Raw genomic sequence first — 23,191 nt, 5'->3', positions numbered from 1 at the left:
ATGGCTTTAGTTTGCAAAATTGAGTTAAGCCAAACGGATGGGATTACTCTGACAGTGATCAACAAGGATGGCAATATCACCCAGACGGCAACATTCGATGGCACCACCATCACCCACACCTGCAAAGGTCAAGATAATACCAGTACGATAACGCAGAAAACCGATAGCATAACCGTAGATTGCAAGGATTTCATCGTCAATGCAGAAAGTATTACCTGCAAATCTACCAAGGACACCCTGCATGAAGCCGAAGGTACATTTAGCATCAACAGCACTGACAAAGCTTCATTCAACTCATCGGCCGACTTTGATGTTTCGGCCACATCAAAACTGAGCATGGAGGCGGCCGATTTTTCCGTTACAGCAGATAACAGCGCAAAAGTGACGGCCTTGACAACAACCATAAACGGCGACAATAAAGCCAGCGTTACCGGCTTGGAACTGGCACTTACCGGGACAACCAGCGCCAGTTTGAAAGGTGCCACGGTTAAAGCAGCAGCCGATACCACGATGGACGTTGAGGGACTAACAACCACTGTCAAAGGACAAATCACCAATATCCAGGGTAGCCTGGTAACGCTCGGATAAGGCTTATGACTTTTGACAACACACAGTATCGCGCATTTCTTGAGGAACTGCAGGATCTAGCCGATTTTCGGTTTAATTATGCCCTTGATTATCCTGGTGCCGGACTGGAGGGAGACGACCCTGATGTCAAACGTATCATCGAAGCCCTGGCTTTTTTTGGCGCACGCACCCAGATTGCGTCTTTGCGCAGTTTGGATGCTACCAACCGCCGACTGTATCAGCAGTTTTTTTCCTATTTGTTGACACCGCTTGCCGCGATGGCAATGATTCAGGCAAAGCCAACCGGTCACCTTACCGAAGCTTTAAGCTTGCCAGCAGGCACCGAATTTGAATTGCGGCCGGAAAAAGGCGGTCTGGTGATGTTTCGCTCCACCCGACCTTTGAGGATACTGCCTATGAGTCTGGAGGCGGTCAAGCAAGAACTGCTCCCTGATGCAGGTATCAGGCTTTTATTGTCATTCAAAGCTGGTTTTCCGTTGAACGAACAGCCAGAAACCATCAATTTGCATATTAATTATTTGAACGACCTTGCGTTGTCACTTAAGGTTTTTAATTTCTTGGGTCGGTCATTGAAAAGCGCGGGTGTCCAGTTCGGCGCGTATGATCCCGACCAACCCTGCGCTGCATGTGAATTCAGCCTAGGTGTTCCTCCAGCCGATATTGCAACCGATGAGTGGCACCATCCGCTGGAGAGCGAGCGTTACTATTTTCATTTTCCTCAGCAAGAACTTTATCTGAATCTGGAGCTGCCCTCGGCGCCACGGAACTGGAAGCAATTTACCGTAGTATTGGACTGTGATCAGCCATGGCCACGCCAACTACGTTTAAGTCGGAATTTATTTCACTTGTTTGCCGTGCCATTGGCGAATAATCAACAAACTTTGGCTCAACCGATTATTTGCGATGGTACTCAGGAACGTTATCCGATCCGTCATATAGAGCCGGGACTAGGATTTAGTTTGCAAAAGGTGCTAGGTGTTTACGAAGTCGGTGAGCTGGGTATGTTGCCTTTTCGGCCTGGGATATTGGCTGGTGGCAATGGCTCTTACGAGATCGAACAAGGTCCACCGCAAGAAGGCGGAGGGCATTTATATTGGGTAGTTCCTCATTTTCCCGCCAGCTTTGAGGAACCTCGTACCTTGGTGGTCGAAGCGTTATGGCAACAACCCTGGTATGACCAAATCGTGCAAAGCTCCTATACTTTGAATGCGTTTCGTCGGCAATTGCCGGGGGTGAAATGGGAACTTTTGGACACCGTAATTCCTCATGCAGAAAACCGCCAAATGGATAATATTGCGAGATATATGCATTTGCTGACTCTTATGCATAACCCTTGTCTCAGCGGTCAGAATATGAAAGATCTGTTGCTTGCCTTGGGAAGTGTTACGGCAGGTCGATTTCAAGGCGTATTCAACAGCTTGGTTGATTTGCGTTTGGAAGAAGTGCCTTTGGGTGGGGTCGACGGGAACAAGACTCAACAAACTTATTACCTGCAATTTAAGCCACAATTGGATGAGGGTCGTGAACTAATCGAAACTTTTGTCGACCATGTCGGACGAGTGCTTGATCTATGGCTTACCGATGCGCGGGTCGAGACACGCTGGGAAGTACAGGATGAAACCGACGAAACTATTTCAGGTGAAAGACGATGAACCAAGATTTATGGGAAATGATTGTAACCATCAACAATTTTCTGAATCCTTTGAGGGAAGCAGGTACCCAGTCCACCGTTGCCATGATTGATTTGATGGAATTGCGCCGTAAGATGCGCGTTCAACTGGAAGATTTGCGCGCCGCCATTACCGAGCAATATTCGGAGCGCGACGCTTACTACGTTTTATTTCCACTCACTGCCCATTGTGACGAAGTAGTTAAAAAGATGATTCTGGAGAGTAACCAGTTGGAATGGCCGCCATTGCAACAAGAGTTTTATCAAGTGGACGATGCGGGCGATTTATTCTTCGAGTTGCTTGATAATGCATTAAGCAAGCAGGAAACGCTGGCCTTGGTTTATGAAGTGTATTACTTTTGCCTGCATGACGGTTTTTGCGGCCGTTACAGCATCAACCCTGACATGGTTGACACTTATCTCCAGAAGTTGCGCAAACATATCTGTTTGCAGCCGATAGCAGCGATAGATCCGGCGCTTCCTGGGGCGATCAAACGCTCCTATTTTCGCATGCCGAATTATGTTTATTATGTCGGAGCCGCTGTGCTATTCATAATGAATTATTGGTTTCTTTCTTTCCTGGCCAGTTCCTGGCAACCCATGAAATGATCGCAGGCGGCCCTATGACATCGACATCGCGGCTTGACGAACTATTTGCACCTGAAAGATTACGTCAGAATTGGCAAATAAATACCACGGCTGTGCTTGAACCGCCGCAGGTCGCGTCTAATCTCGATATCCACGCCAAATATGATGAATTGCAGCGGTTGATAGGTGAAAAATTTCCGGATGTCTCAAGACTGTCAGGTAGATTCGAGGCATTGACTGAGACAATCAACCATACCTTCCCTCTGGAGGCGGTTACCCCCCCCGTTGATGCCAAATCCAAAGAAACTCTTGTCGGTATGTTGGAGCAACTGGAGGCCTTGCTATGGGCAATGGACATGGCTCGAAAGGAGGTGCGATGACGCTACTGGAAAGCCGTATTGTGCAGAATATTTGGCGATTTGACCCGATCAGCCTCCTCAAACTATTGGCTCATCTTGGCTATAGCATGGACGAGATTTTGTTTAGCAGTTACTTTGGCGCCTGCTCTCAATCCCGTCTGCTTGAGTCCATCGAATTTCATAACTCGCCAAAAAAAGTGGTTATTATGCTTAATCTAGGCTTATTGGGCGGACAAAGCGTATTACCCAATTATCTGTTTAAGCAAGTGCATAATGGCACCATAGATGCGCAACGGTTTGCTGAATTCTTTGGCTATTTCGACGATAGATTATTGCGCCGTTTCTTGCTTGCCATTTATCCTGAATTTGATGAAACAGTTTTCCAGGATTGGGAAACCAGAAAAAGAGCGGCACGTTACACGCTGAGGATGGATAGTATTGCTACTCTCCATTGGTTGACACAGCTGGTTTTCCCTGAATTGCAAACTAGGGTGGAAAAAGTTACGCTCCAGCGGAATATTGATCTAGGTGCTCCTATTTTGGGTAAAGCCCGTCTTGGTTACCAGGCCGTATTTGGAAAAATAAAAAAGCTGCCGGTGTCAGGACGGCGAATTACCCTAATTACCGATGAGGATAATTTTACTAGAGACCAGCCTTGGCCGCATGAGATTGAGCTGCGGTTACAAAAGCTGATGTTTCCGACTTTACAGGGCGTGGATCTACATTTGGAGATATGGCTGATGATCCGCACTCAGGGGAGTTATCTTGGCTTAAAGCAAAACAGTTATTTGGGTTATGAAAATATACTCAGTGACAAGCTTCAGTTCCGACGCATCCGAATCTTTTCCGGGCGTTTATACGATGGGCATTAAGGATAAAACAATATGAGAATTGAGCTATTACAAGGCGGTTTTCCAGTAACCGAAAATCCTGGCCTTGATTCCACAGACCTCCGGTTTGACGAAATTACAACCTTAGTACAAGCAGGAAAATATGCAGAGGCGGCCAGTCTGAGCGAAGCCATACTTGCTGAAGGGATTTATGACATCCGACTGATCTGTTATTTCCTCTATGGCTATTGGTTGGAGGAGGGACTGGCCAGCATTTTGGAGGTTATCAATTGTGTGAATAATGCCCTTCTGGAAAATTGGGAGGCTATTGGTCCTGTCACCCGGCGGGAAAAAATCTTCGAAAAAAGCCTGGACTGGCTATTCAAGCAATTACTGAAAAAAATACAATACGAAGAAAACAAAAATACTGCGTTGTGGCAACAGTGGCAAGCCCGCTTTAATGCAGATGATATGAATAACATGCTGGAACTGGGCGAGATATTTCGTTCAGGTATTAACCATCGACTTGAAGATAAAGCCGGGGCTGTAATCGGTCTATGGAGCAAGATAGAAGAATGGCTACGGATATTTCAACAATTGATGTATCGCCCAGCCGTGCCGGTGCAGACTGAACCCGAACAGACTGAGGACGATTCCACTGAAGTCGATGTGTTCCCGGCGATGGCCGTTAAAATCACTGGGCTGGAAATGGAAAGCTCCTATCACATGGAGCTGTTACTGAAAAAATTGGCAGCCTTCGAACGCTTGCTTAAGGACGAAAAGTTTCCCCGTGCGGCTTTGATGGCGGTCGACATCAACGAAACCCTAAGTAATTTCGACCCCAAAATTTATTTTCCGAAAATTTTCGAAACATTCGTCAGGCTGCAAGCGCTGAACTTCGAAGAATTGTCTAGCTACGTAGAAAATCAGGATAGTCCGCAATGGCAAGTCATGCAGGACTGGTTAAAAGTTGATGTCGATAGTTTTATCAATAATTAGGAGGCTGTTGTGGGATTTTTAGTGACCGGTAATGCTGTTCTTTCATGCTCCTTCGGTGCCGCGCCGTCAACCATGATGGTGTTGCCAACCAATAAAGTGATGGTCGACATGCCCGCCGCCAATATCGTAGACGAAATACCGCTACTCAACATTTTGCCGTTCGGCATGTGCAGCAGCATGGCAAATCCGATGGTGATAGCGGCCACGGCGGCGGCATTGGGCGTGCCCACTCCGATGCCCTGCATACCGATGACCGTAGCGCCTTGGGTGGCAGGCGCTCCCACCGTATTGATAGGCAACATGCCGGCCCTTAGCAGCGATAGCAAGCTGACGTGTTGTTGGGCGGGTGTTATCAGCATCAGTTTTGCGGGTCAGGTCAAGGTGATGGTGTAATGATAAATTCATCCTGTCGGGAATCCCATGTGGAGCGATGACGGCACTGGGCCTTGGTCCGCTGCTAATTTTGCCCTGATTGAATCGTCTTTATGGCAGGAAAATCAAGAGGCATCCGTCGATTTAGCCTGGCTGGAATTGAGCTGGAAAGACCCCGTTCGTTTTTGGAAAGCACTGCACGCTTACGGGGTGCGGCGACAAGCGGGCCAATCGAAAAGTGTTCCTTGGTCTCGTTACGATTTTTATCACGATGTGATAGTGCGACAAAAAGACCAGACGATACCGGCTTTGGTATGGTTCGATAGCGGGATTTGGCAATCCTGGTCTTATGCCGAATTGGGGAAAGTGGTGAATGGCTTGGCCGCATCGTGGGAAGAGATCGGCGTACAACCAGGGGATACGCTCACCATATTGCATCCGCAGGGGCCGCACTGGCTGGCAGCCTTGCTAGCCGGCTTACGCCTGGGGTTGGTGGTGTCGCTATTGCCGCCGCAAGGCAATGCCTTCGTCAGTCGCCGTTTGGAAAATCTGGCTCCGCAATGGTTGGCAATGGATCAGTTGTATCGGCACCAGCTTGCCGCAGTTTGGCAGGATAGGGTATTGCCCAACAAACTGTCGTCGCTGGTGCCAACCAGGCGACCCTATGAATATCCTGGCACGGCTATTGTTGTCCAGTGCTTCGACCCGACCAGCCCAACGCCCGATTTAGCGGGCTCTGTTGATGCCGACACCCTCTATCTGGGGGCTTTGCGGGATGGTATTTTGTCTTTAGGAATCAAGCCTGGACAGGCATGTGCTGCGCCCGGTTGGCATGGTTTGGAAAGCCAGCCTGCCTTGGTCTTGGCAGTTTTATTAAGCGGTGCGACCTGGGTACACATCGACTTTGCAGATTTGGTAAAGGAGCCGGAACGACTGCTGGAGCAGCACATTGATGTGTTGGGGGTAAGCCGATCTTTGCGTGATCTGTTGCTGGTCAATCCTCCTGGTGGTGAAAAATCCTGGCGCTATTGGTTCCGCCATCCGGCCGAGTCGGCTAACTTTACCGTATGGCAGGATTTTATCCGGAAATTGCAACTGGAAGACAGTTACTCGGGTAATTTGTTATGGCACGCTACGTGGGGGGGGGCTATGCTTTTTTCAGCCAGGTGTCGTGGGCACTCCCATCATAGAGTATTGCCCGCAGCTGGCATGCGTTGGCAACTGGGCATGGTTGATTCTCCGGATTTGCCTTGCGTGGGTGGTTGGGGGCGGATGGCGTTGGGTAAAGAACAAGAGGGCGAAATCGTTTGGGCAGCCACACCTTATATCTTGACTCCCTACCTGAAAGCCTGGGATTACCTGGGACAGTATCCGCAAGGTCGGGCGGGGCGCACTTATCCGAAACTGGAAGTGCTGGATTTGCTGTCAGACCGGGTACGTTATCCGGCATTGGTTGAGACCTCTGTGCATGGCGGCGATGCTGATCCACGCCAAGTGCTGTTAACCTTCGGCGCGGGCATGGATGCGGGAGCATTGCAGGTACTGATTGAGAGTGAATTGGGCAGTGAATTTCTGCCCGACCGTATTGAGTGTTTACCGCTGTTGCCCCAACGCAATGCCGAAGGCGGAGCGGATCAAGAGTGGTGTCAATTTCATTATTTGACTGGAGAGCTTTATCGACGGCAACGTAGCGAAATGTACCGTTGCCTGTCCGAGTTGAAGCAGAATATTTTGGCGTAGTTCATTTATTTCGGAGAATGTGTTATGGATGTGGATTTTCATTATTATGCAACTTTTGCAGCGGCAAGACTTGCCGGGTGGGATAAAAAAGAGGCAGAAACGATAGCCTACTCGGCTCAGTTTGTTGATGAGTTTGATATGAGGTATGGAAGCTCAAGCGAGCCCTGGAGTTTTACAACATCGCAGTTACCTTCGCCAAAGATGGGAACCTTCCGTTTTGATCAGATAAATCATCAAAATGGTAGCTCTAAAATAAGACCGAGAAGAACCGTTCAAAATACTACAGAATGTATTAAGAGCCTCCATGTACGAAAAGATATATGGATACCATTTCATTTTCTTCCAGGTAACTATGGCAAAAAGAGCGAAAGAGATCCCAGGCACATTAAACGGGAAGGTTGCTCTAATAAAAATTTTGACCTGCTATGTAGACCCTTCAGTCCACTCGCAATAGCAATGATTAATGATTTATTGGAATTCAATAAAAATCATGACGGAAGTAATTATGATTATTTACTTCAGCTAGTGGGATTACGCATGCATGTTTTTGCTGACACTTGGGCGCATCAAGACTTTGTTGGCGATGGAGTTCAAGCTATAAATGACTGTCTGGGCTATTACAATTTCATTGAAAAAGGGGAGTGTTTGGAGCAACTGAATTGGGCTTTTAACCCTTTTAAAGATGACTTGAACATGGGTTATGCTCCGAATGTACAATTACCAAGGGCTTATCTAGGCCATGGTAGACTTGGGCATTTTCCAGATTATAGTTGGTGCAGATACTATTATTCACCTGCCTGGATGCAAGCGGGCGGTAGTATTAATCCAAACAGTAATGCAAATAATGTAAAAATGCTAGTGCGTGATAACCCTGTCGTATTTCAAACAGCTTTTTTTGAAATAGTTAAGGTTTTATATGCATTAAAAAATAAAATACCGACATACCCTAATCGAATTACACTTCCCCTCATATTTGGGACTAATAAAGTAGATGTAATTGCCAATGCAGTCAGGGAAGCTATTACCTTAGATAGGTCCGAAGATCTCTATACTGATACGCTTGTTTTTCAGAAAACTGTAGATAAGTGGAAGGAACTGATAAAGGATCATTGTGGTGGTCTTGACATTACATTTGATAATCAAAAATGGAAACAAGAAGCGATACCTGCACTAACTAATGCAAGCAGGACAACTGGGGAATACCGATGGGACCATGGTAAATTCATCAAAACCAATCTTTACAAATTTAATCTTGCTGCTGAACATCACTTTGCTTTTGTTAAGACCAGACTAAGAACAGATCTTAAATATGAGTTAGATGACATCGCAACCTTTGATAAATCAAAAGTAGGGCTGTCTACTGAAGTGGTTTGGCAACCAGATAGTTCAGTTTCAAAATGCCCGATTTGTAATAAATCATTTGGTACTTTTTTTCGTAAACACCATTGCAGAACTTGTGGGCGAGTAGTTTGCTCAGGCTGTGCGCCTGAAAAAAGATTAAGGGGAGATCGAATATGCAAAACCTGCGAAAGCTCAATGTAATTCCATTTTTCTTTTGATAACACAATATTCAATCATTAAAAATGTTCCAAGATCATGGTATTAATTAAGACATTAATTCTTTATGGGAGAGGTAAATGGGCCGGCAACTTATTATGTGACATATGCCGTTCGTGGCGAGCATATCAAACGCCCCCGAACTCTTCGGCAAGTTTACTGCAAGGGGAGGTCAGTATCACGGACATGGAACTGACTTTGGATCCAAGAAAACCAGCACTAGCCGGCAAAGCGACGTGATAACTGGTGGATGCTCAATCGCTAATTGTATTGACTTGTCAGGATTTCCTGACGTTCGCTTTCAACGGCATAATTAACAAAAGAACAATAAAAAATCATGATCATCGAAAAATTTAATCTGAAAGCGCAAAAAATTATTGAACGTGCCTGCCGTCTGGCGGTTGAAAATGACCATGGTGTGGTTACGCCTTGGCATCTTTTGCATAGCCTTTTCGAATCAACAGACAGCATAGGTCGGCGATACCTTGAGCAGGCTAATATTGATTTGGCGAAGCTGGGAGATGCCGTGACTGCCCAACTCATCATCCAGCCCAAGGCATTGAAAAATGCCCAACAAACTCCTATCAACCGTGAACTCGAACGGTTATTCATTTACGCCGAACAAGCATCCACGCGCATGGGCGATAAATACATGGGAATCAACCACCTGCTGCTTGCATTGTGGGAGCTTGAAGAATTGGTTGCTACGTTGACGGAGGCAGGCGGAAATAAGGAGGCGTTTATCAGCGCGCAAGATCAGATGCCGAAGAGTGGCTACAAAAGCCAAGAGAGTTCCGGCGAGTTCGAATATTTGGGCAAATATGCCCGCGATTTGACCGAATTGGCTCGGCAAGGCTTACTGGACCCGGTGATCGGTCGCACGGATGAAATAAATCTGGCGATTCAAGTGTTATGTCGACGAATTAAAAACAACCCCATTATCACTGGCGAGCCCGGCGTAGGCAAAACCGCTATCGTTGAGGGGCTGGCGCAACGCATTGTGGCAGGCGATGTACCCAAGGATTTGATAGGTTGTTCGGTTTTAGCCGTGGACATGGGTTTGTTGGTCGCCGGCGCAAAATACCGTGGCGAGTTCGAGGAACGTTTCAAACGGCTGTTGCAGGAAATCACCGATGCCGGGAATGTGATTACTTTCATCGACGAGATTCATAATCTGGTCGGCGCCGGCAAGGCCGAAGGTTCCATGGATGCCGCGAACCTGCTCAAGCCGGCATTGGCGAGGGGAGAAATCCGCTGTATCGGCGCCACTACCAACGAGGAATACCGTAAACATTTTGAGAAAGACTCGGCGCTGATCAGGCGTTTCCAGGTCGTGCGGGTGGAGGAGCCGGATGACGAGACTGCATTGATGATTCTGCGGGGCATCAAAGAGAAATACGAGATGCATCATGGCATACGCATTACTGAAGCGGGGTTGCTTGCGGCGGTGCGCTATTCCAGACGCTATATTGCCGACCGATTCCTGCCGGACAAAGCTATCGATCTGATCGACCAGACCGCCGCGACGGTGCGTATCGGTCTTTCCGCCAAGCCTGCTGAACTGGAGGCCCTGGATCGCCGCTTGGTGGCGCTGGAAATCGAATGGTCTTCGCTGGCCAATGAACTAGCTGAAACTCGCAAACAACAGTTACATGACGAACTGGTTGAACTGCGCGAAAAAAGCGCACAAATGACTGAGCGCTGGGAACATGAAAAACGGGCGATGACCGAGGTGCAAAACGCCCGCAAGCTGCTGGAAGATTCACGCCGGGAAATGGAACTGAAAATTCGCGAGGAAGACTTTGTGCGCGTTGCCGAATTGCAGCACAAGGTGATTCCGCAAGCCGAAAGGGCACTGGCCGAATACGCCGATATTGACATTACCGACATTCATCCCCAGAAAAACTTTATTGACGAGCAGGATATCGCTGCCACAGTTGCCCGATTGACCGGCATTCCGATAGCGAGGATGCTTGATTCCGAACAGCAACGACTGTTGAACCTGGAAAGCCATTTACGGGAGCGGGTGGTGGGCCAGGAAGACGCCGTTGCCGCCGTGTCCAAGGCAATTCGACGCGCCCGTGCCAACATTCAGGATGCCAACCGCCCGCTCGGCTCTTTTTTGATGCTGGGGCCAACCGGTGTTGGTAAAACCGAATTGGCAAAGACCTTGGCGCAGTTCCTGTTCAACGACGATTCAGCGATGGTGCGCATCGATATGAGCGAGTTTATGGAAAAGCATTCGGCCGCACGCCTTACCGGTGCCCCTCCTGGCTATGTCGGTTATGAGGAAGGTGGGTTGCTAACCAACCAGGTGCGGAGCAAACCGTACAGCGTGATTCTGTTCGATGAGGTGGAAAAAGCCCACCCTGACGTGTTTAACCTGTTCTTGCAAGTGTTGGATGAAGGCCGTCTGACTGACAGTCAGGGGCAGTTGGTCAATTTCACTAACACTCTGATTCTGATGACCTCCAATCTGGGGTCTGAACTTATTGATCCGGTAGAAACCGAGCAAGAACAGCAACAGATGCAGTCGCTAATTATGGACAGGGTGCGCGATCATTTCCGTCCCGAATTTCTCAACCGTCTCGACGACATTTTAATTTTCCGCCAACTTACCCTGGAAACCATGCGACCTATCGCCGATATTCAGCTGCGGCGCTTGGCCAAGTGCCTGGAAGAACGCAATATTACGCTTGATATCAGTGATGAAGCGAGCAATAGCCTGGCACAATGGGGTTTCAATCCCATGTATGGCGCACGTCCACTAAAACGGGTCATTCAAACCAAGCTTCAAGATCCGCTGGCCGAGCTTTTGCTCGCGGGAGAACTATGCGACGGTCAACAGGTCATCATTAGCATGGCCGATGGGGAGTTGGTATTTACCGGTGTTGACGGAAAAGTCAACCTGGACGATGCCGACGCGACCGTTGCAAAACAAGGGGGATAAATGGATTCTGGTTCATCATGGGGCGGGCTGGATGCGATGATCTCCGTATTGAGTTGGCTTGATTGGGTAGGCTTGACGGTGGTGATGGTGTTGCTGTGCGTCTTGGGATTTCTGATTTGGCGGCGCAAGCACGCCAAAAGCGACGGCAAACTGGTTATTCCGGAACTGATTGTTCCAGTAAAGCTTTTATTGCCTCCCAATTGCTTATTATCGGTGTGGCGTTATTTTGTTCGCGCCATCCCATGGCGGCTGCGCCCGGGTGCATTGCGTGTGCCGCTTTCCCTGGTCATCGGTGAAGCGGGTTGCGGCAAGACCGGCATCATTGATCGATATGCTGACTGGCAAGGACAAGATTTTCGTTTTCATCCGAGTGCCGTTGATGATCCATTGCTGCAAATTTATCTGGGTGCCAAATCCTTGGTGCTGGAGTTTGGCTCTTCACTGCTCTATGACACCAGTTCTGCCGCTTATACCGCGATAAAGAAATTGTGGGGGCACTTGCCTCCAAGTCCTCAAGCCGTTATGGTCATTGATGCGACTACCTTGCTGACTCCAAAAATGGAACAGCTGCGCCAGTCAGGTCAGGCATTATTCGGTAAGCTGAAAGTATTCGGGGAACTGGAACGCGAACCCTTGCCGCTGATTGTGGCGTTGAGCCACATGGAAAAAGTCACGGGATTCGTGGAGTTTTGTGCTTTTTTGGAAGAGGCCGGCATCCCTTTGCAATTGGATTTTCCGGGACGGGACGGCATCAATCAGCTGGAGAACTGCCTGGATGGTTACCAACAGCATCTGCGCCGGGCGCTGGTGACCCGTCCAACACAAGATTATCTTAAAATAGTTACCTTCCTTAACGAAGCACCCCACTTATTCAGGGTTTTGGTCGATTTTCTGCGCGTGGCCGGATTGGAACAAGATGTGGCATCCCCCCCAGTCGTTAGGCTTTGCCTGCTATCGGAACATACCCATAGTTTTGGTTGCCAGCCTTTCTCGCTACCGCCTGGTATCGTAGAGCAACCTCGGTTTACCCTGAATAGTCATGCCAAAGCTGCGCTCGCCCTCTCATTAGCAGGATTTGTCTATCTGGTTGGGAGTTATAGCTATCAACAAAATATGGTAGCCGAGGTATATGAAAGCATTCAAACTGTCGCAACAACGCCGGTTCAACAATATTCGGAAAAGGTCAGTCCACTGTTTCTCGATTTTAGCTCGAATTTGAATAAAAATGCGCTATTAACTTTTATGCCTAATTTTTTCCTGGAAATTGAGGAGCGTAATAATTATTTGTTGATTCTCGAAATACGGAAACATTATTTATTGCCGTTATTAAAACAAATCCAGTTTGAACCGGATGCTACTTTCAAAACCAATAGATTTCTCGGTTTGTTATATGCAACGCCGACTAACGAAATAGGTAAGATCATAGCGAAACACCCGGAAAAGAATCCAGTCGACATGGTCAAGTACGGACAGCTCGTTAACGACTATCTACAGTACAATACTCATACCGATGAACTGGATAACCTCCTCAATAAAGTCACTTATGCCGAGTCTCAGGCATACATTGAAGATCATGCACCCTGGATAGCGCTGTTTCGCAACTTCCAGCAAATACTGAGAAAGCCGTTTATTCAAGAGGCTGAGTTTAAAGCGCTGCAACAGCAGTTAGTGCCGTTTCTTGATATTATCGATCGGCTTGACTATTACACTGATGATGCAGATATTAGCCTGTGGCTGTTACAACACACCAGCTTGCGCCTGGAACAGGACAATCAATCGGAATTGCGCCAAAAGAGCATCGCTCAATTATTAAGCTTGGTCACTAACCTCAAGCTTAGCAATGCTGAGAATTGCCAGGCCTCGCTATCCCTGAACGAGTGCCTGGGGCTGGTGCAAGCTGTAGCCAACGCTAAAATAGAGATCGTATCTTCCGACATGGCCTTTAGTCTGGATGGGGAGTATTTTTCGTTCACCGCCAAGCAATGGGGAGAGTTGATGACACGCAGCCGCGTCAGTATGATGTTGCGCAACCTGATTAACAGCCACAGGAATTACGATGGTTGGGTGTTTTTCAATTCGCCTTCGATTTACATCGATTTGGAAATGAATTCCTCCAATAACGGCGGAATGCTGTTTGCCGGCAAGGCGCGTATTGATGGGCGGATGACCGCCGATGCTTTCGAGCATGATGTCAAGCCTGCAGTCATGGCGCTGTCCGACATCGTTGCGAAACTGCCTATTGATGAAAATGAGAAAAAATATTTTGTCGATTTTGTGTTGAAGAATCTGGGTACATACTCCGATCGTTACGTGGGCTCTTATTTGAACTATTTTCGTCAATTCCAGGTACGTATCGATTCCACTTGGACGTTGAACTATGTGCTTAATGATTTGCAACAACCCAATTCCCCCTTTGTGGAAACTCTGGTGCAGATAAAAAGCAACACGGCACTTAATTTTCCGGCCTCGTCAAAATTTCAACCATTCGCACAAAAGCTTAGCGCGTTTCGTTTTATCCAGCGTTTGATGGAAGAAAAAAATGGCGTTTACCCTGAATTCCAAAAGTACCAATTCCTCATGGCACAAATGCAACATGAGATGGATGAAAATGAACCTTACGTGCCGAAAAAATCTGCCGATGATATCGCCGCCTCCCTGAAAGGAGTATTGACCCCGATAGGACGGGTGGCATGGGCAATGCTGCTAAACGAGGATAGCTCATACTTAGCCTTGGTTAAAGGCTGGCTGCAAAATGTCGGCATTCAGGATGAGTGGCAGCAGCCGTTTCTGGCACCCGTGCAAAAGGTTCAAAAATTTGGCACTGACGAGATTAATAAGCATATCGATGGTATTTGGTCTGATATTTGGAAATCCAATGTCTCGCCGTTATTGGTCAAATTTCCCTTTATGTCCAATGCAGGACGCGATGAAGAATTGACATTGGATGAATTAATCAGAACTTTTCATCCGAAACAGGGCGTTTTTTGGGTCACCTTCCAGCAATACCTGTCTCCACTGTCCACTTTTAGCAACGGAGTATGGGTCAAGCGTGATGAATTATCCGACAGCGTTGTGTTGCCGGTACATTTCCTGAAGCGGCTTAATGCCGCGCAACAACTCACTGCTAATCTATGGGACGGGCAGGGCAGCCCCAAGCCGCTGGAATTGTCAGTCAAGCCGGGATTATTGCCGACCTACAACAGCAAGCAAATACCCCATGCGCCACTAGTGTCCTTATCTTATTTGCGCAAAGGCGAAAACTCGGTATTAGGCTTCAACCAGCAAGCAGTTTGGCAGAAATTGCCGCTGGATTGGTGGACCGCGCAGCCGGCAGAAGTAGGAATGGAATTTCGTAAAGATGCTAATCCGACCCGAATCTACACTGACATTAGCGTTACTGATTCTCCCTGGAGTTTCTTTCGGCTGCTGCAACAAGGTCAGCTCTCCGGCACTCAACGCTATCGGTGGCAACTTGCCCATCCCAACTTACCGAAACAACCGTTAAACCTTGAATTCTCATTCCAAGCCAATCCGTTGGCAGTGTTCGCCAATCTTGCCGGGAGTTAAGCAATGATATTATTTTCACCTTGGAAAGTTTTTCCGCTACTGGTTGTAGCCATCTTATTAGCGGGGTGTTCCAGCGACCCAAAGCCGCCGCCGTCGTTGGTTTTTAATGTCAAGGCGAATATTCAGGCCAATAATGGCGGTCTGTTTTATTTTGTCGTTCGTAGTGCCAACGAAAAGCAATTCATGCTCGAAAGCTACCAGGATGTTGCCAGGAAAGCATTCTCCGACCCGCCAGACCCTGGCGTATTGGGGATTTATTCGATAGTTCCCGGCACCAAACAGGAATGCACGCTAAATCAACCGGCGCAAGGTATGGTGGCCTTGTACTTTTTATTCACTGAACCGGGTTCGCAATGGAAAAAACTGCTTTCCATACCATTTCAAGATAAATACAACATTAGCTTAAAGGCAACCGGTCAGATTGAGATCAGCGAAGATAAGTCTTGGTATTCGTGGTTTTGAAGCCGGGCAGGGGCAAGCGTCTTTTTGCTTGACCATACGGCTGGTGAGGATTTTGTTTATGCGTGTTAATTAAACAATAATTATCAATTAAGTGTTGTTCGATGAGTAATGCGCATACTACATAACCTAAATTAGAGTAAAAGATGACAATACGTTGGATTGAAAACCCGATACTGTTTATACCAACCGGAAAAGGTGCCGACCACCGAAGTAATGCAAATGTGTTTCGCGATGCAATCAGAGCTAAAGCTAATAATTTAAGAAGCGCAAGCCCCATCCCAAAACCTAGAAGTGTTCAATCTTTGAGTGAGTACAATGCTCAAAGTGTGGGTGTAGATAGGCCAACATCATGGTCAGTCTAAATAGAATCAGACAACATGGCGCGACATGAGAGGCCTATATGCAAGGAGCTTGGCCTCCCGTACAGAGATAACTACGGAGACATAAACGGAACCAGTAATGGAAAAATAAGTCCGACAAGTAAAATATATAAAGATGCCATAATAAGCATAGAGAGGGAAAAGGCTGCTGAGGCAGAGAAAGAAAGGAGGCGACTCGAACTGAATAATGCAAGTATTGCGTACCCAAAATGCAGTTCTAAGTTTAGATCGAATATGTTGCTTAATCGCCATATAACGGCGAGTCACCCAATTATTCTCCCTTCATGAATGTACTTATTGAAGTTTAAAACGCTGTAAGGCGGATTCGCGCCAGTAATTCGGCATGGTCGGGATGAGTTAATCCGATCTCCACTCGAACTTTTGCTAGCGGAAATTTTTTATGCCCGATGTAGTATTGTGCGTCGATTGGCGGATTGCCGGCGGGAAACCGCCCCGCGTCAACCTGTTTCCTATGCGATTAAATATCGGGCAACGATAAAATGTTTTGCCCGACAGTAATTTAAAGATTTATTAAGATAAAGATATTATGCCGAGAGAATTTTAGAGATGTCATTAATTTCAATATCTGAAGCGTCAGAACTGACGGGTAAATCCATTCCGACAATTTACCGCCACATAAAAGACGGCGAGCTCTTGCAGACGGATAACAAAATCGATACAACAGAGCTAATTCGCTTGTTTGGGGCATCTAAGGGCTCTACAGATTATCACCGTGAGAATGAGCTTCTTCGCCGTGCAAACGCTGATCTAAAGCAAGATAAAGAGAAGTTATATCAAATAAATGACCTTCTTCGCCGTTCAAATACCGATTTAAAGCAAGATAAAGAGAAATTGTATCGGGTAATAGCATCTCAACAGAAATGGTTGCCGGCACAAGCAGTTCAGATTAAACCTACTGAAGTAGTGAAGCCAAATAAAAAAATAATAGATGAGAGTCTAACTCAGCGCTTGATTAGAAAGCTGTTCTTTAAATAAAGGGTACACAGCTACCCAACAGTTTTGCGGTTATCAAAAGTATGTATTTATTTCTATTATTCAATATTTTATTTTATCTGAAAATAAAAAATACTTACCTCGATGTAATAATCAGTCGCTGGCCAAGTTAAAATCAAAAAATAGAATATATGGCGTATAAATGTACTAATAAAAGCGCTATTTTTTTGGAAAAATATTAATGCATTATAGTCATACTTATAACAAAAAAATAAAACTGGCGGTAAGCTTGCTATCGTTAGTTCTTACTACAACGGCTATGGCTGACGATGTTAATACCGCTCTTGAAAAAGCCCTGAAATTTGGACAAGACGATGCCAAATATGGGCAAATCAAATTGGATCTGCGCTATCGCTACGACAACACCGATAGCACCAATCCAAAAAAAGAAGTTGCTAATGCCTCCACGCTACGTTTACGACTGGGCTACCTAACGCCTGTCTTTAAAGGGCTGCAAGGTTATGCCGAATTTCAAGGCAATCAGGATATAGGCGTTAATAGCTATAACAGCACAATGAATGGCAAAACCCAGTACGAAACAATTGCTGACCCACAAGAAAATGAACTCAACCAATTATGGCTAAGCTATAAAGGTATTCCCCATACCGAAGCCAGATTAGGTCGGCAAGTCATTCAATTAGATAATGACCGTTTTATCGGCGTAGCTGGATGGCGACAATTAGAAAGAACGTATAATGCATTTTTATTGAATAATACCTCATTGTCGAATACTACGGTTATTATCGGCTATATCAGCAAAGCCAAAAACACCAACTCTATCATGCAAAATCTCGAAGTACCTCTGGTAAATATTGGCTATAATTTTGCTGATATTGGCAAGTTAACCGGCTATTCATATCTTATCCATTTTAGAGATGCTTATCTGTCCGAAAATTCCAATCAAACTTACGGCGTGAGTTTTGATGGTGCGCGTAGAGTCAATGATACTTTAGGTTTTGTTTATAGGGCTGAATATGCTTATCAGAGCGATTATAAGAACAGTACTCCTTATCAAGCGGATTATTGTCATATTATTGGCGGTTTTACCGCCTACGGTTTTATTGTCAAAGGCGCTATGGAACAATTGGGAGGCAAAGGCTTAAATAAAACCTTTGATACCCCTTTAGGCTTATTACATAAATTCGGTGGTTGGGCGGATGTATTTCTTACAGCACCTAATGATGGTTATCGCGACGTTTATGCCAGTGTTGAAAAAGAGCTCATGGGGGTTAAATTAACAGGTTTTTATCGTGATTGGTCCGACGACACCAGTAAAAAACATTATGGTAACGAAATGGACTTTATGATTAGTAAAAACTTTTTTAAACATTATAACCTGATGGCAAAATATGCTTATTTCAGTGCCGATGCAGATGGCACATCTATTGGTAAATTCGATACACAGAAAATATGGTTTGGCGGCGGAATAATTTTCTAGGGGCATTAAAAAATTTTTACTAAAAATACTTGTTATTTCCTATAAACCAGCAGCTATTATTTAACACGATATATTAATAAAATGAAAAAAACTATTAGGATCTTTGCTTACCTGTTTATCTTGTTTATACCTCAATTGGTGCTTGCTAATGAGCAATCTGTTGCAAATGAACCTGTCAATGAGATTCAAACTATCGTCAACAGAGGCAAATTGATAGTCGCCATGTACTCACAAGATACGCCACCGTTTTATTACATGGATGAGAATAAGGTCCTGACCGGTGTCGATGTGGTTTTAATTAAAGGTTTTGCCGATTTATTAGGCGTAACCGTAGAATTTGACCGTAGCGCAAAATTTCTCGATGATGTTGTTGATAAAGTCGAAAAACATGAAGTAGATTTGGCTATTTGTAAACTTAGCGTGACCTTTAACAGAGTAAAGCGAGTGCTTTTTTCCGAGCCCTATATTAATTTGCATCAAAGTCTGTTGATTAATAGACTTGAACTCGCCAAACAATTACAAGGACGGCCTCAGGAGGCAGTCATTCAACATTTGACCGGCAAGATCGGCGTAGTAGCCAAGTCATCTTATACCGGGTTTGCTGCACACTTTAGCGAGATGGAAATGGTTGAGTATCCTAGTTGGGACCAGGTAGTCGATGATGCCCGTACCGGGAAAATAACAGCCGCTTTTCGTGATGAGGCTGAAGTAAAAATGATCTTGCGTGACAGACCGGATATGGCTCTGAGCTTATTATCCGTAATGTTAAAGGATGCTGACGATCCTAAAGCAATCGCTATGTCACTTGATCATCGTAATTTACAGGATTTAATGAATTTTTATCTCAAATCATTAAATATGGATTTAACCGCCGACAAGATAATAAATGACTACGATAATGTTATTAAAAATATTGAAAGTAAAATAAAACAAAGGATCTAGTTATGAATGTATCATTAATAAAAAACATTTCGAAAGTGCTGCGTAGTGGCTGGACTGTTTTAATAGCGGTTAGTATCGGTATCTATATAGGACTATATAAACATGAGTATGTAGAATATGTTGCCCCAATAGGCCATATTTACCTTGATATTTTAAAGATGTGCATCTTGCCAATTTTGATAACAGCCATCTCTGTGAGTATCGCGCGTTTAATGCAATCCGAAGGGGATAATACCTATATAACCCGGATGCTAATCGTATTCGCCATCAGTGTTGTTGTTTCCGGTTTTTTAGGTCTGACGCTAGGCATGATAAGTCAACCCGGATCAGGTTATGACGATGCCACATTGGCGTCCTTGGGTTCTATCGTCCGGGAATCCGGTGCGCCGGATCTTGAAATATCCGCTTATGAACCTTTTGTTGCAAAAGAAAAGCAATCTTTTATTAAAACTTTTGTTGTCAATTTAATACCTGAAAATATTTTTTCGGCGCTAACTTCAGGCAGCAGTTTAAAAGTTCTCTTTTTCGCTATTTTATTTGGCTCTGCAATTGGTTCTTTAAATAAAGATTCATCGCATGCTCTACTTTCATCTTTAGAATCGGTCTATTTGGCATTTGCCAAGATGGTGAAATGGTTGATGTTTTTCCTGCCATTTGGTCTTTTGGGTTTAATCGCCCACGATGTGTCTCAAGTTGGCGTTAATGTTTTAATGGCAATGATGAAATTTGTGCCGATAGCATTATTGGGTTTTTTCCTGCTATTCATCCTGAGCAGCCTCATTATGTGGCAACGTACCGGTTCATTCATAAGGCCTTTTTTGGCGCTTAAAGATACTATCGTTATGGCATTAGGTACAGGCAATGCACTGGCTTGTCTGCCTTCAGCCTTATCAGCCATGCACGAAAAACTGGGTTATGACAAAAAGACCGTTGATTTGTTGGTGCCGCTGACATTTACGATATGCAGAACAGGGCCAACCTTGTATTTTGCCTTAGCGACTTTATTTGTCGCACAGCTTTATAAAGTCGATTTGGGTATATCCGGCTTATTTACCGTTATTATGGGCTCTATTTTTGCGGGATTGGCAACAGCCGGGGCATCCGGTGTTATTTTATTATCCATGTTAAGTTTGGTATTAGCTCCTTTAAATCTTCCTGTGGAAGCGGTATTAGTATTATTTATTGTCATTGATCCTATTATCGGTCCATTTCGTGTATTAACTATTGTGCATACCGCCTGTGCAATTATAACTTTAATACTGCCTAAACAAGTGCCAAAATTGAAGTATGGTCCGCCTATTCCCGTCGAATCCAATAGCTGATAATGTTTTTGTAGTCGTGATATTTATTTTCTCTTGTTTGAGTATTTATCATTAAAAATAGCGCATTAAAACCTGTGTTTTTACATGGTGTTTTTATTACGTAGTGTAAATGCAGACTTTATTCCTTTCTAATCTATACTACATAAGTATTGAGAGCATATAAAACATATAAATCATGACAACTATAAAAAAATCAAAATCCAAGTCATTATTTAACCTAATTATTGTCTTCATTAGTTTTTTTGTCGTAGTGGTTTCCAGCTATCAATGTTGGAAAACTGATAAAGAAACTCTTGAGCAAACAAAAATTGCTATTAATACCGAAGTAGACATTTCTGTCAGTGATATAAATAACCGTTTATTATATATTATGAAAACAGGGCAGGATTTTGCGGATGGATTAACTAGCGGGGAAATACCCTATACGGATTTTGAACAGCATGCCAGGCAAATTATGGTTATTAATCATGATAATACCACGGCTAAGCCCTCTAAATTTTATAATCTCAGTGTTTCCTTTGCTAAAGGCGCGTACGACTCAAACCAGCCTAATCAATTAGCCAATGTTATTTATGTCTCCGATAGAAAAACAGGGGAAATAACATTACTCAAACGCGATTACGATTACACCATTAATGATAACTCTACAAAAACGGCCTGGTTTATTAAAGCCGTCCAGGAGCGTAAAGCCTATTGGCAGCAGCCTAAATATGGCGATATTTCCAATAGTTTTCTTGTTTCATATACCACTCCTTTTTTTACATCTGCCAGCAAAGAAAAAGTAGCCGGTGTTGTCTCCGTCGGTTTTTCCACTGATGAATTAAAGACTATTATGGATAAGCAGGACTATCGACGGACCGGTTTTGGCATCATTCTGTCCGATGCAGGAAGTTTAATTTATCATCCTAATGATCTATTGCCTCTCATTGATGTCGGTAATTATAAAGAGGGCTTCAAAGATGATCTCGAGTTTATAAATAAAATAAGAAATAATATTAAAGAAAGCCAAGCCATTAAAACTTATGAACTCCCAAAAACCCATGAAAAAGCATGGGTACTGTCTAAAACTATTCCAGCATCACAGTGGACTTATCAGGTTGTTTTTTTAGAAAGCGAATTAGATATTGAGCAAAAAATATTAGGAATTAAGATTTATTTAATTACTTCGTTGATTGTTTTTTTTATTGCTCTTTGCTCTTATTTTCTTATTAGTCCGAATAAAAAGACAGTAAATTTATGGTTTTTCAGTACTTTTGTAGGAATGATTTTTTTAGTAGGGACTGCTTTTTTATGGCATAACGCCGATATAAAAGAGATGGAATTAGTTGATGATGTAAAAAAGATAAATTCAAATCAGGATATTCATACCTATAAACAAAGTCAAAATGATTTTTTTACAGCCATACACAAAAAACCGCCGTTTTATATACCCACGGGGGTGTTTATTAATGGAACGGAGTTTCAAGGCTCTAATAATATAATGGTTTCTGGTTATATTTGGCAAAAATATCAATTAGATGATGCATTAGAGCCGAATATGATGCCAAATGATTTTTGCACTCTGTCTTCGGATAAAATACCGAAAGACAAGAATATAGTATTATCCGATGCATTTGAGGCGGGAGAAAATACTACGCTTACCTGTGATCAAAGTAGTTATACGCAAGCCAAAGATCGTATTGTCACATTAGGCTGGTATTTTAAAGTACAGTTACGGCAACCGTTTAATTATTCAAACTTTCCTCTAGATAAAAATACAATCTGGCTACGTATGCGACCTAGCAGCCTGACTGATTATATTGTGTTGACGCCGGATTTCTCCAGCTATTCCAATATTTATGAACGGTCTTTGATGGGAATTAATTTAAGCCAGTTTATTTTGCCTAGTTGGGAAATTTTTGGTACTTTTTTTAGCGTCCAGACATCTGACCTTAACAGTAATTTTGGTATTAATAACCATACCCAACAAACGCCTCAGGAGTTATTATTTAATATCGCCATTAAACGCGTATTTTTAGATTCTATTTTCTCAACCGTAGTACCTATTTGCCTTATTTATTTAATTTTGTTTGTGGTTTTATTTAGTTCCTTAGATGATCTTTTGGCGGTGTTAGGTATTAATGCGGGTTTGTTATTTTCAGTCGCATTATGGCATAGTGGTCTGCGTACCAGTTTATCATCAACAGGTGTGACTTATTTTGAAACCTATTATTTTGTTTGCTACTTTATTATTTCATTGGTCTGTATTAATAGCGTATTGCTCGCTTGCCGTTATGAATTAAGTATATTGCATTATAGAAACAATTTACTGCCAAAATTAACTTTTTTCCCTTTGGTATCAGGCATTACGTTTGTGATAACGTTATTCATGCTATTTAATTAAGTTAATCAATTCTTTAAAAATTGTAGGGACT

General features: G+C 44.3%; 17 protein-coding genes. All 17 read left to right on the top strand.

The features are described from left to right. A complete protein-coding gene (locus Q8L79_RS14450; protein WP_305272463.1) occupies positions 1-588 on the top strand; it encodes a hypothetical protein in 588 nt (195 codons plus the stop codon). A 5-nt stretch (positions 589-593) separates the two neighbouring features. Further along, positions 594-2,240, top strand: a complete 1,647-nt coding sequence (locus tag Q8L79_RS14445; RefSeq protein WP_305272461.1) for a type VI secretion system baseplate subunit TssF — start codon at positions 594-596, stop codon at positions 2,238-2,240. Continuing rightward, positions 2,237-2,866 (top strand): DotU family type IV/VI secretion system protein, encoded by a 630-nt coding sequence (locus tag Q8L79_RS14440; protein WP_305272459.1) that lies wholly within the window; start codon positions 2,237-2,239, stop codon positions 2,864-2,866. Before Q8L79_RS14445 ends, Q8L79_RS14440 begins: the two co-directional genes overlap by 4 nt. Positions 2,867-2,880: 14 nt before the next feature. Further along, a complete protein-coding gene (locus Q8L79_RS14435; RefSeq protein ID WP_305272457.1) occupies positions 2,881-3,225 on the top strand; it encodes a hypothetical protein in 345 nt (114 codons plus the stop codon). Continuing rightward, a complete protein-coding gene (locus Q8L79_RS14430; protein WP_305272455.1) occupies positions 3,222-4,076 on the top strand; it encodes a hypothetical protein in 855 nt (284 codons plus the stop codon). Before Q8L79_RS14435 ends, Q8L79_RS14430 begins: the two co-directional genes overlap by 4 nt. Positions 4,077-4,088: 12 nt before the next feature. Beyond that, positions 4,089-5,033, top strand: coding sequence for a type VI secretion system protein IglI family protein (locus Q8L79_RS14425; RefSeq protein ID WP_305272452.1), 945 nt, complete (start codon positions 4,089-4,091; stop codon positions 5,031-5,033). A 72-nt stretch (positions 5,034-5,105) separates the two neighbouring features. Beyond that, on the top strand, positions 5,106-5,426 hold the full coding sequence (locus Q8L79_RS14420; protein ID WP_370869991.1) for a DUF4280 domain-containing protein: 321 nt from the start codon (positions 5,106-5,108) through the stop codon (positions 5,424-5,426). A gap of 27 nt (positions 5,427-5,453) precedes the next feature. Further along, a complete protein-coding gene (locus tag Q8L79_RS14415; protein WP_305272450.1) occupies positions 5,454-7,145 on the top strand; it encodes an AMP-binding protein in 1,692 nt (563 codons plus the stop codon). Positions 7,146-7,169: 24 nt separating this feature from the next. Beyond that, positions 7,170-8,687, top strand: coding sequence for a DUF6765 family protein (locus tag Q8L79_RS14410; RefSeq protein ID WP_305272448.1), 1,518 nt, complete (start codon positions 7,170-7,172; stop codon positions 8,685-8,687). Between the two features lie 352 nt (positions 8,688-9,039). Beyond that, complete coding sequence (locus tag Q8L79_RS14405) at positions 9,040-11,652, top strand: ATP-dependent Clp protease ATP-binding subunit (protein ID WP_305272446.1); 2,613 nt, start codon at positions 9,040-9,042, stop codon at positions 11,650-11,652. Continuing rightward, complete coding sequence (locus tag Q8L79_RS14400) at positions 11,653-15,219, top strand: hypothetical protein (RefSeq protein ID WP_305272445.1); 3,567 nt, start codon at positions 11,653-11,655, stop codon at positions 15,217-15,219. A gap of 3 nt (positions 15,220-15,222) precedes the next feature. Further along, the gene (locus tag Q8L79_RS14395) at positions 15,223-15,681 is read left to right on the top strand and encodes a hypothetical protein (protein WP_305272443.1); all 459 of its coding nucleotides are present in this window, start codon (positions 15,223-15,225) and stop codon (positions 15,679-15,681) included. Between the two features lie 947 nt (positions 15,682-16,628). After that, the gene (locus Q8L79_RS14390; RefSeq protein WP_305272441.1) at positions 16,629-17,057 is read left to right on the top strand and encodes a hypothetical protein; all 429 of its coding nucleotides are present in this window, start codon (positions 16,629-16,631) and stop codon (positions 17,055-17,057) included. Between the two features lie 199 nt (positions 17,058-17,256). Next, positions 17,257-18,513: an alginate export family protein gene (locus Q8L79_RS14385; RefSeq protein ID WP_305272439.1), complete on the top strand. Its 1,257-nt coding sequence runs from the start codon at positions 17,257-17,259 to the stop codon at positions 18,511-18,513. A gap of 81 nt (positions 18,514-18,594) precedes the next feature. Continuing rightward, entirely contained in the window at positions 18,595-19,455 is an 861-nt protein-coding gene (locus tag Q8L79_RS14380) for an ABC transporter substrate-binding protein (protein WP_305272437.1), read from the top strand. 2 nt (positions 19,456-19,457) lie between these two features. Further along, entirely contained in the window at positions 19,458-20,777 is a 1,320-nt protein-coding gene (locus Q8L79_RS14375; RefSeq protein ID WP_305272435.1) for a dicarboxylate/amino acid:cation symporter, read from the top strand. Between the two features lie 175 nt (positions 20,778-20,952). Further along, positions 20,953-23,160: a cache domain-containing protein gene (locus tag Q8L79_RS14370; RefSeq protein ID WP_305272432.1), complete on the top strand. Its 2,208-nt coding sequence runs from the start codon at positions 20,953-20,955 to the stop codon at positions 23,158-23,160. Positions 23,161-23,191 lie beyond the last annotated feature (31 nt).

Origin of the sequence: Methylobacter sp., assembly GCF_030680395.1 — a bacterium.
Classification (GTDB): domain Bacteria; phylum Pseudomonadota; class Gammaproteobacteria; order Methylococcales; family Methylomonadaceae; genus Methylobacter_A.
The sequence above is the reverse complement of the archived record's forward strand: the minus strand, read 5'-3'. Positions and strand labels throughout refer to the sequence as shown.

Coding starts and splice junctions, on each gene's coding strand:
- Q8L79_RS14450 (WP_305272463.1), top strand. CDS start 1: ATGGCTTTAGTTTGCAAAATTGAGTTAAGCCAAACGGATGGGATTACT.
- Q8L79_RS14445 (WP_305272461.1), top strand. CDS start 594: ATGACTTTTGACAACACACAGTATCGCGCATTTCTTGAGGAACTGCAG.
- Q8L79_RS14440 (WP_305272459.1), top strand. CDS start 2,237: ATGAACCAAGATTTATGGGAAATGATTGTAACCATCAACAATTTTCTG.
- Q8L79_RS14435 (WP_305272457.1), top strand. CDS start 2,881: ATGACATCGACATCGCGGCTTGACGAACTATTTGCACCTGAAAGATTA.
- Q8L79_RS14430 (WP_305272455.1), top strand. CDS start 3,222: ATGACGCTACTGGAAAGCCGTATTGTGCAGAATATTTGGCGATTTGAC.
- Q8L79_RS14425 (WP_305272452.1), top strand. CDS start 4,089: ATGAGAATTGAGCTATTACAAGGCGGTTTTCCAGTAACCGAAAATCCT.
- Q8L79_RS14420 (WP_370869991.1), top strand. CDS start 5,106: ATGATGGTGTTGCCAACCAATAAAGTGATGGTCGACATGCCCGCCGCC.
- Q8L79_RS14415 (WP_305272450.1), top strand. CDS start 5,454: ATGTGGAGCGATGACGGCACTGGGCCTTGGTCCGCTGCTAATTTTGCC.
- Q8L79_RS14410 (WP_305272448.1), top strand. CDS start 7,170: ATGGATGTGGATTTTCATTATTATGCAACTTTTGCAGCGGCAAGACTT.
- Q8L79_RS14405 (WP_305272446.1), top strand. CDS start 9,040: ATGATCATCGAAAAATTTAATCTGAAAGCGCAAAAAATTATTGAACGT.
- Q8L79_RS14400 (WP_305272445.1), top strand. CDS start 11,653: ATGGATTCTGGTTCATCATGGGGCGGGCTGGATGCGATGATCTCCGTA.
- Q8L79_RS14395 (WP_305272443.1), top strand. CDS start 15,223: ATGATATTATTTTCACCTTGGAAAGTTTTTCCGCTACTGGTTGTAGCC.
- Q8L79_RS14390 (WP_305272441.1), top strand. CDS start 16,629: ATGTCATTAATTTCAATATCTGAAGCGTCAGAACTGACGGGTAAATCC.
- Q8L79_RS14385 (WP_305272439.1), top strand. CDS start 17,257: ATGCATTATAGTCATACTTATAACAAAAAAATAAAACTGGCGGTAAGC.
- Q8L79_RS14380 (WP_305272437.1), top strand. CDS start 18,595: ATGAAAAAAACTATTAGGATCTTTGCTTACCTGTTTATCTTGTTTATA.
- Q8L79_RS14375 (WP_305272435.1), top strand. CDS start 19,458: ATGAATGTATCATTAATAAAAAACATTTCGAAAGTGCTGCGTAGTGGC.
- Q8L79_RS14370 (WP_305272432.1), top strand. CDS start 20,953: ATGACAACTATAAAAAAATCAAAATCCAAGTCATTATTTAACCTAATT.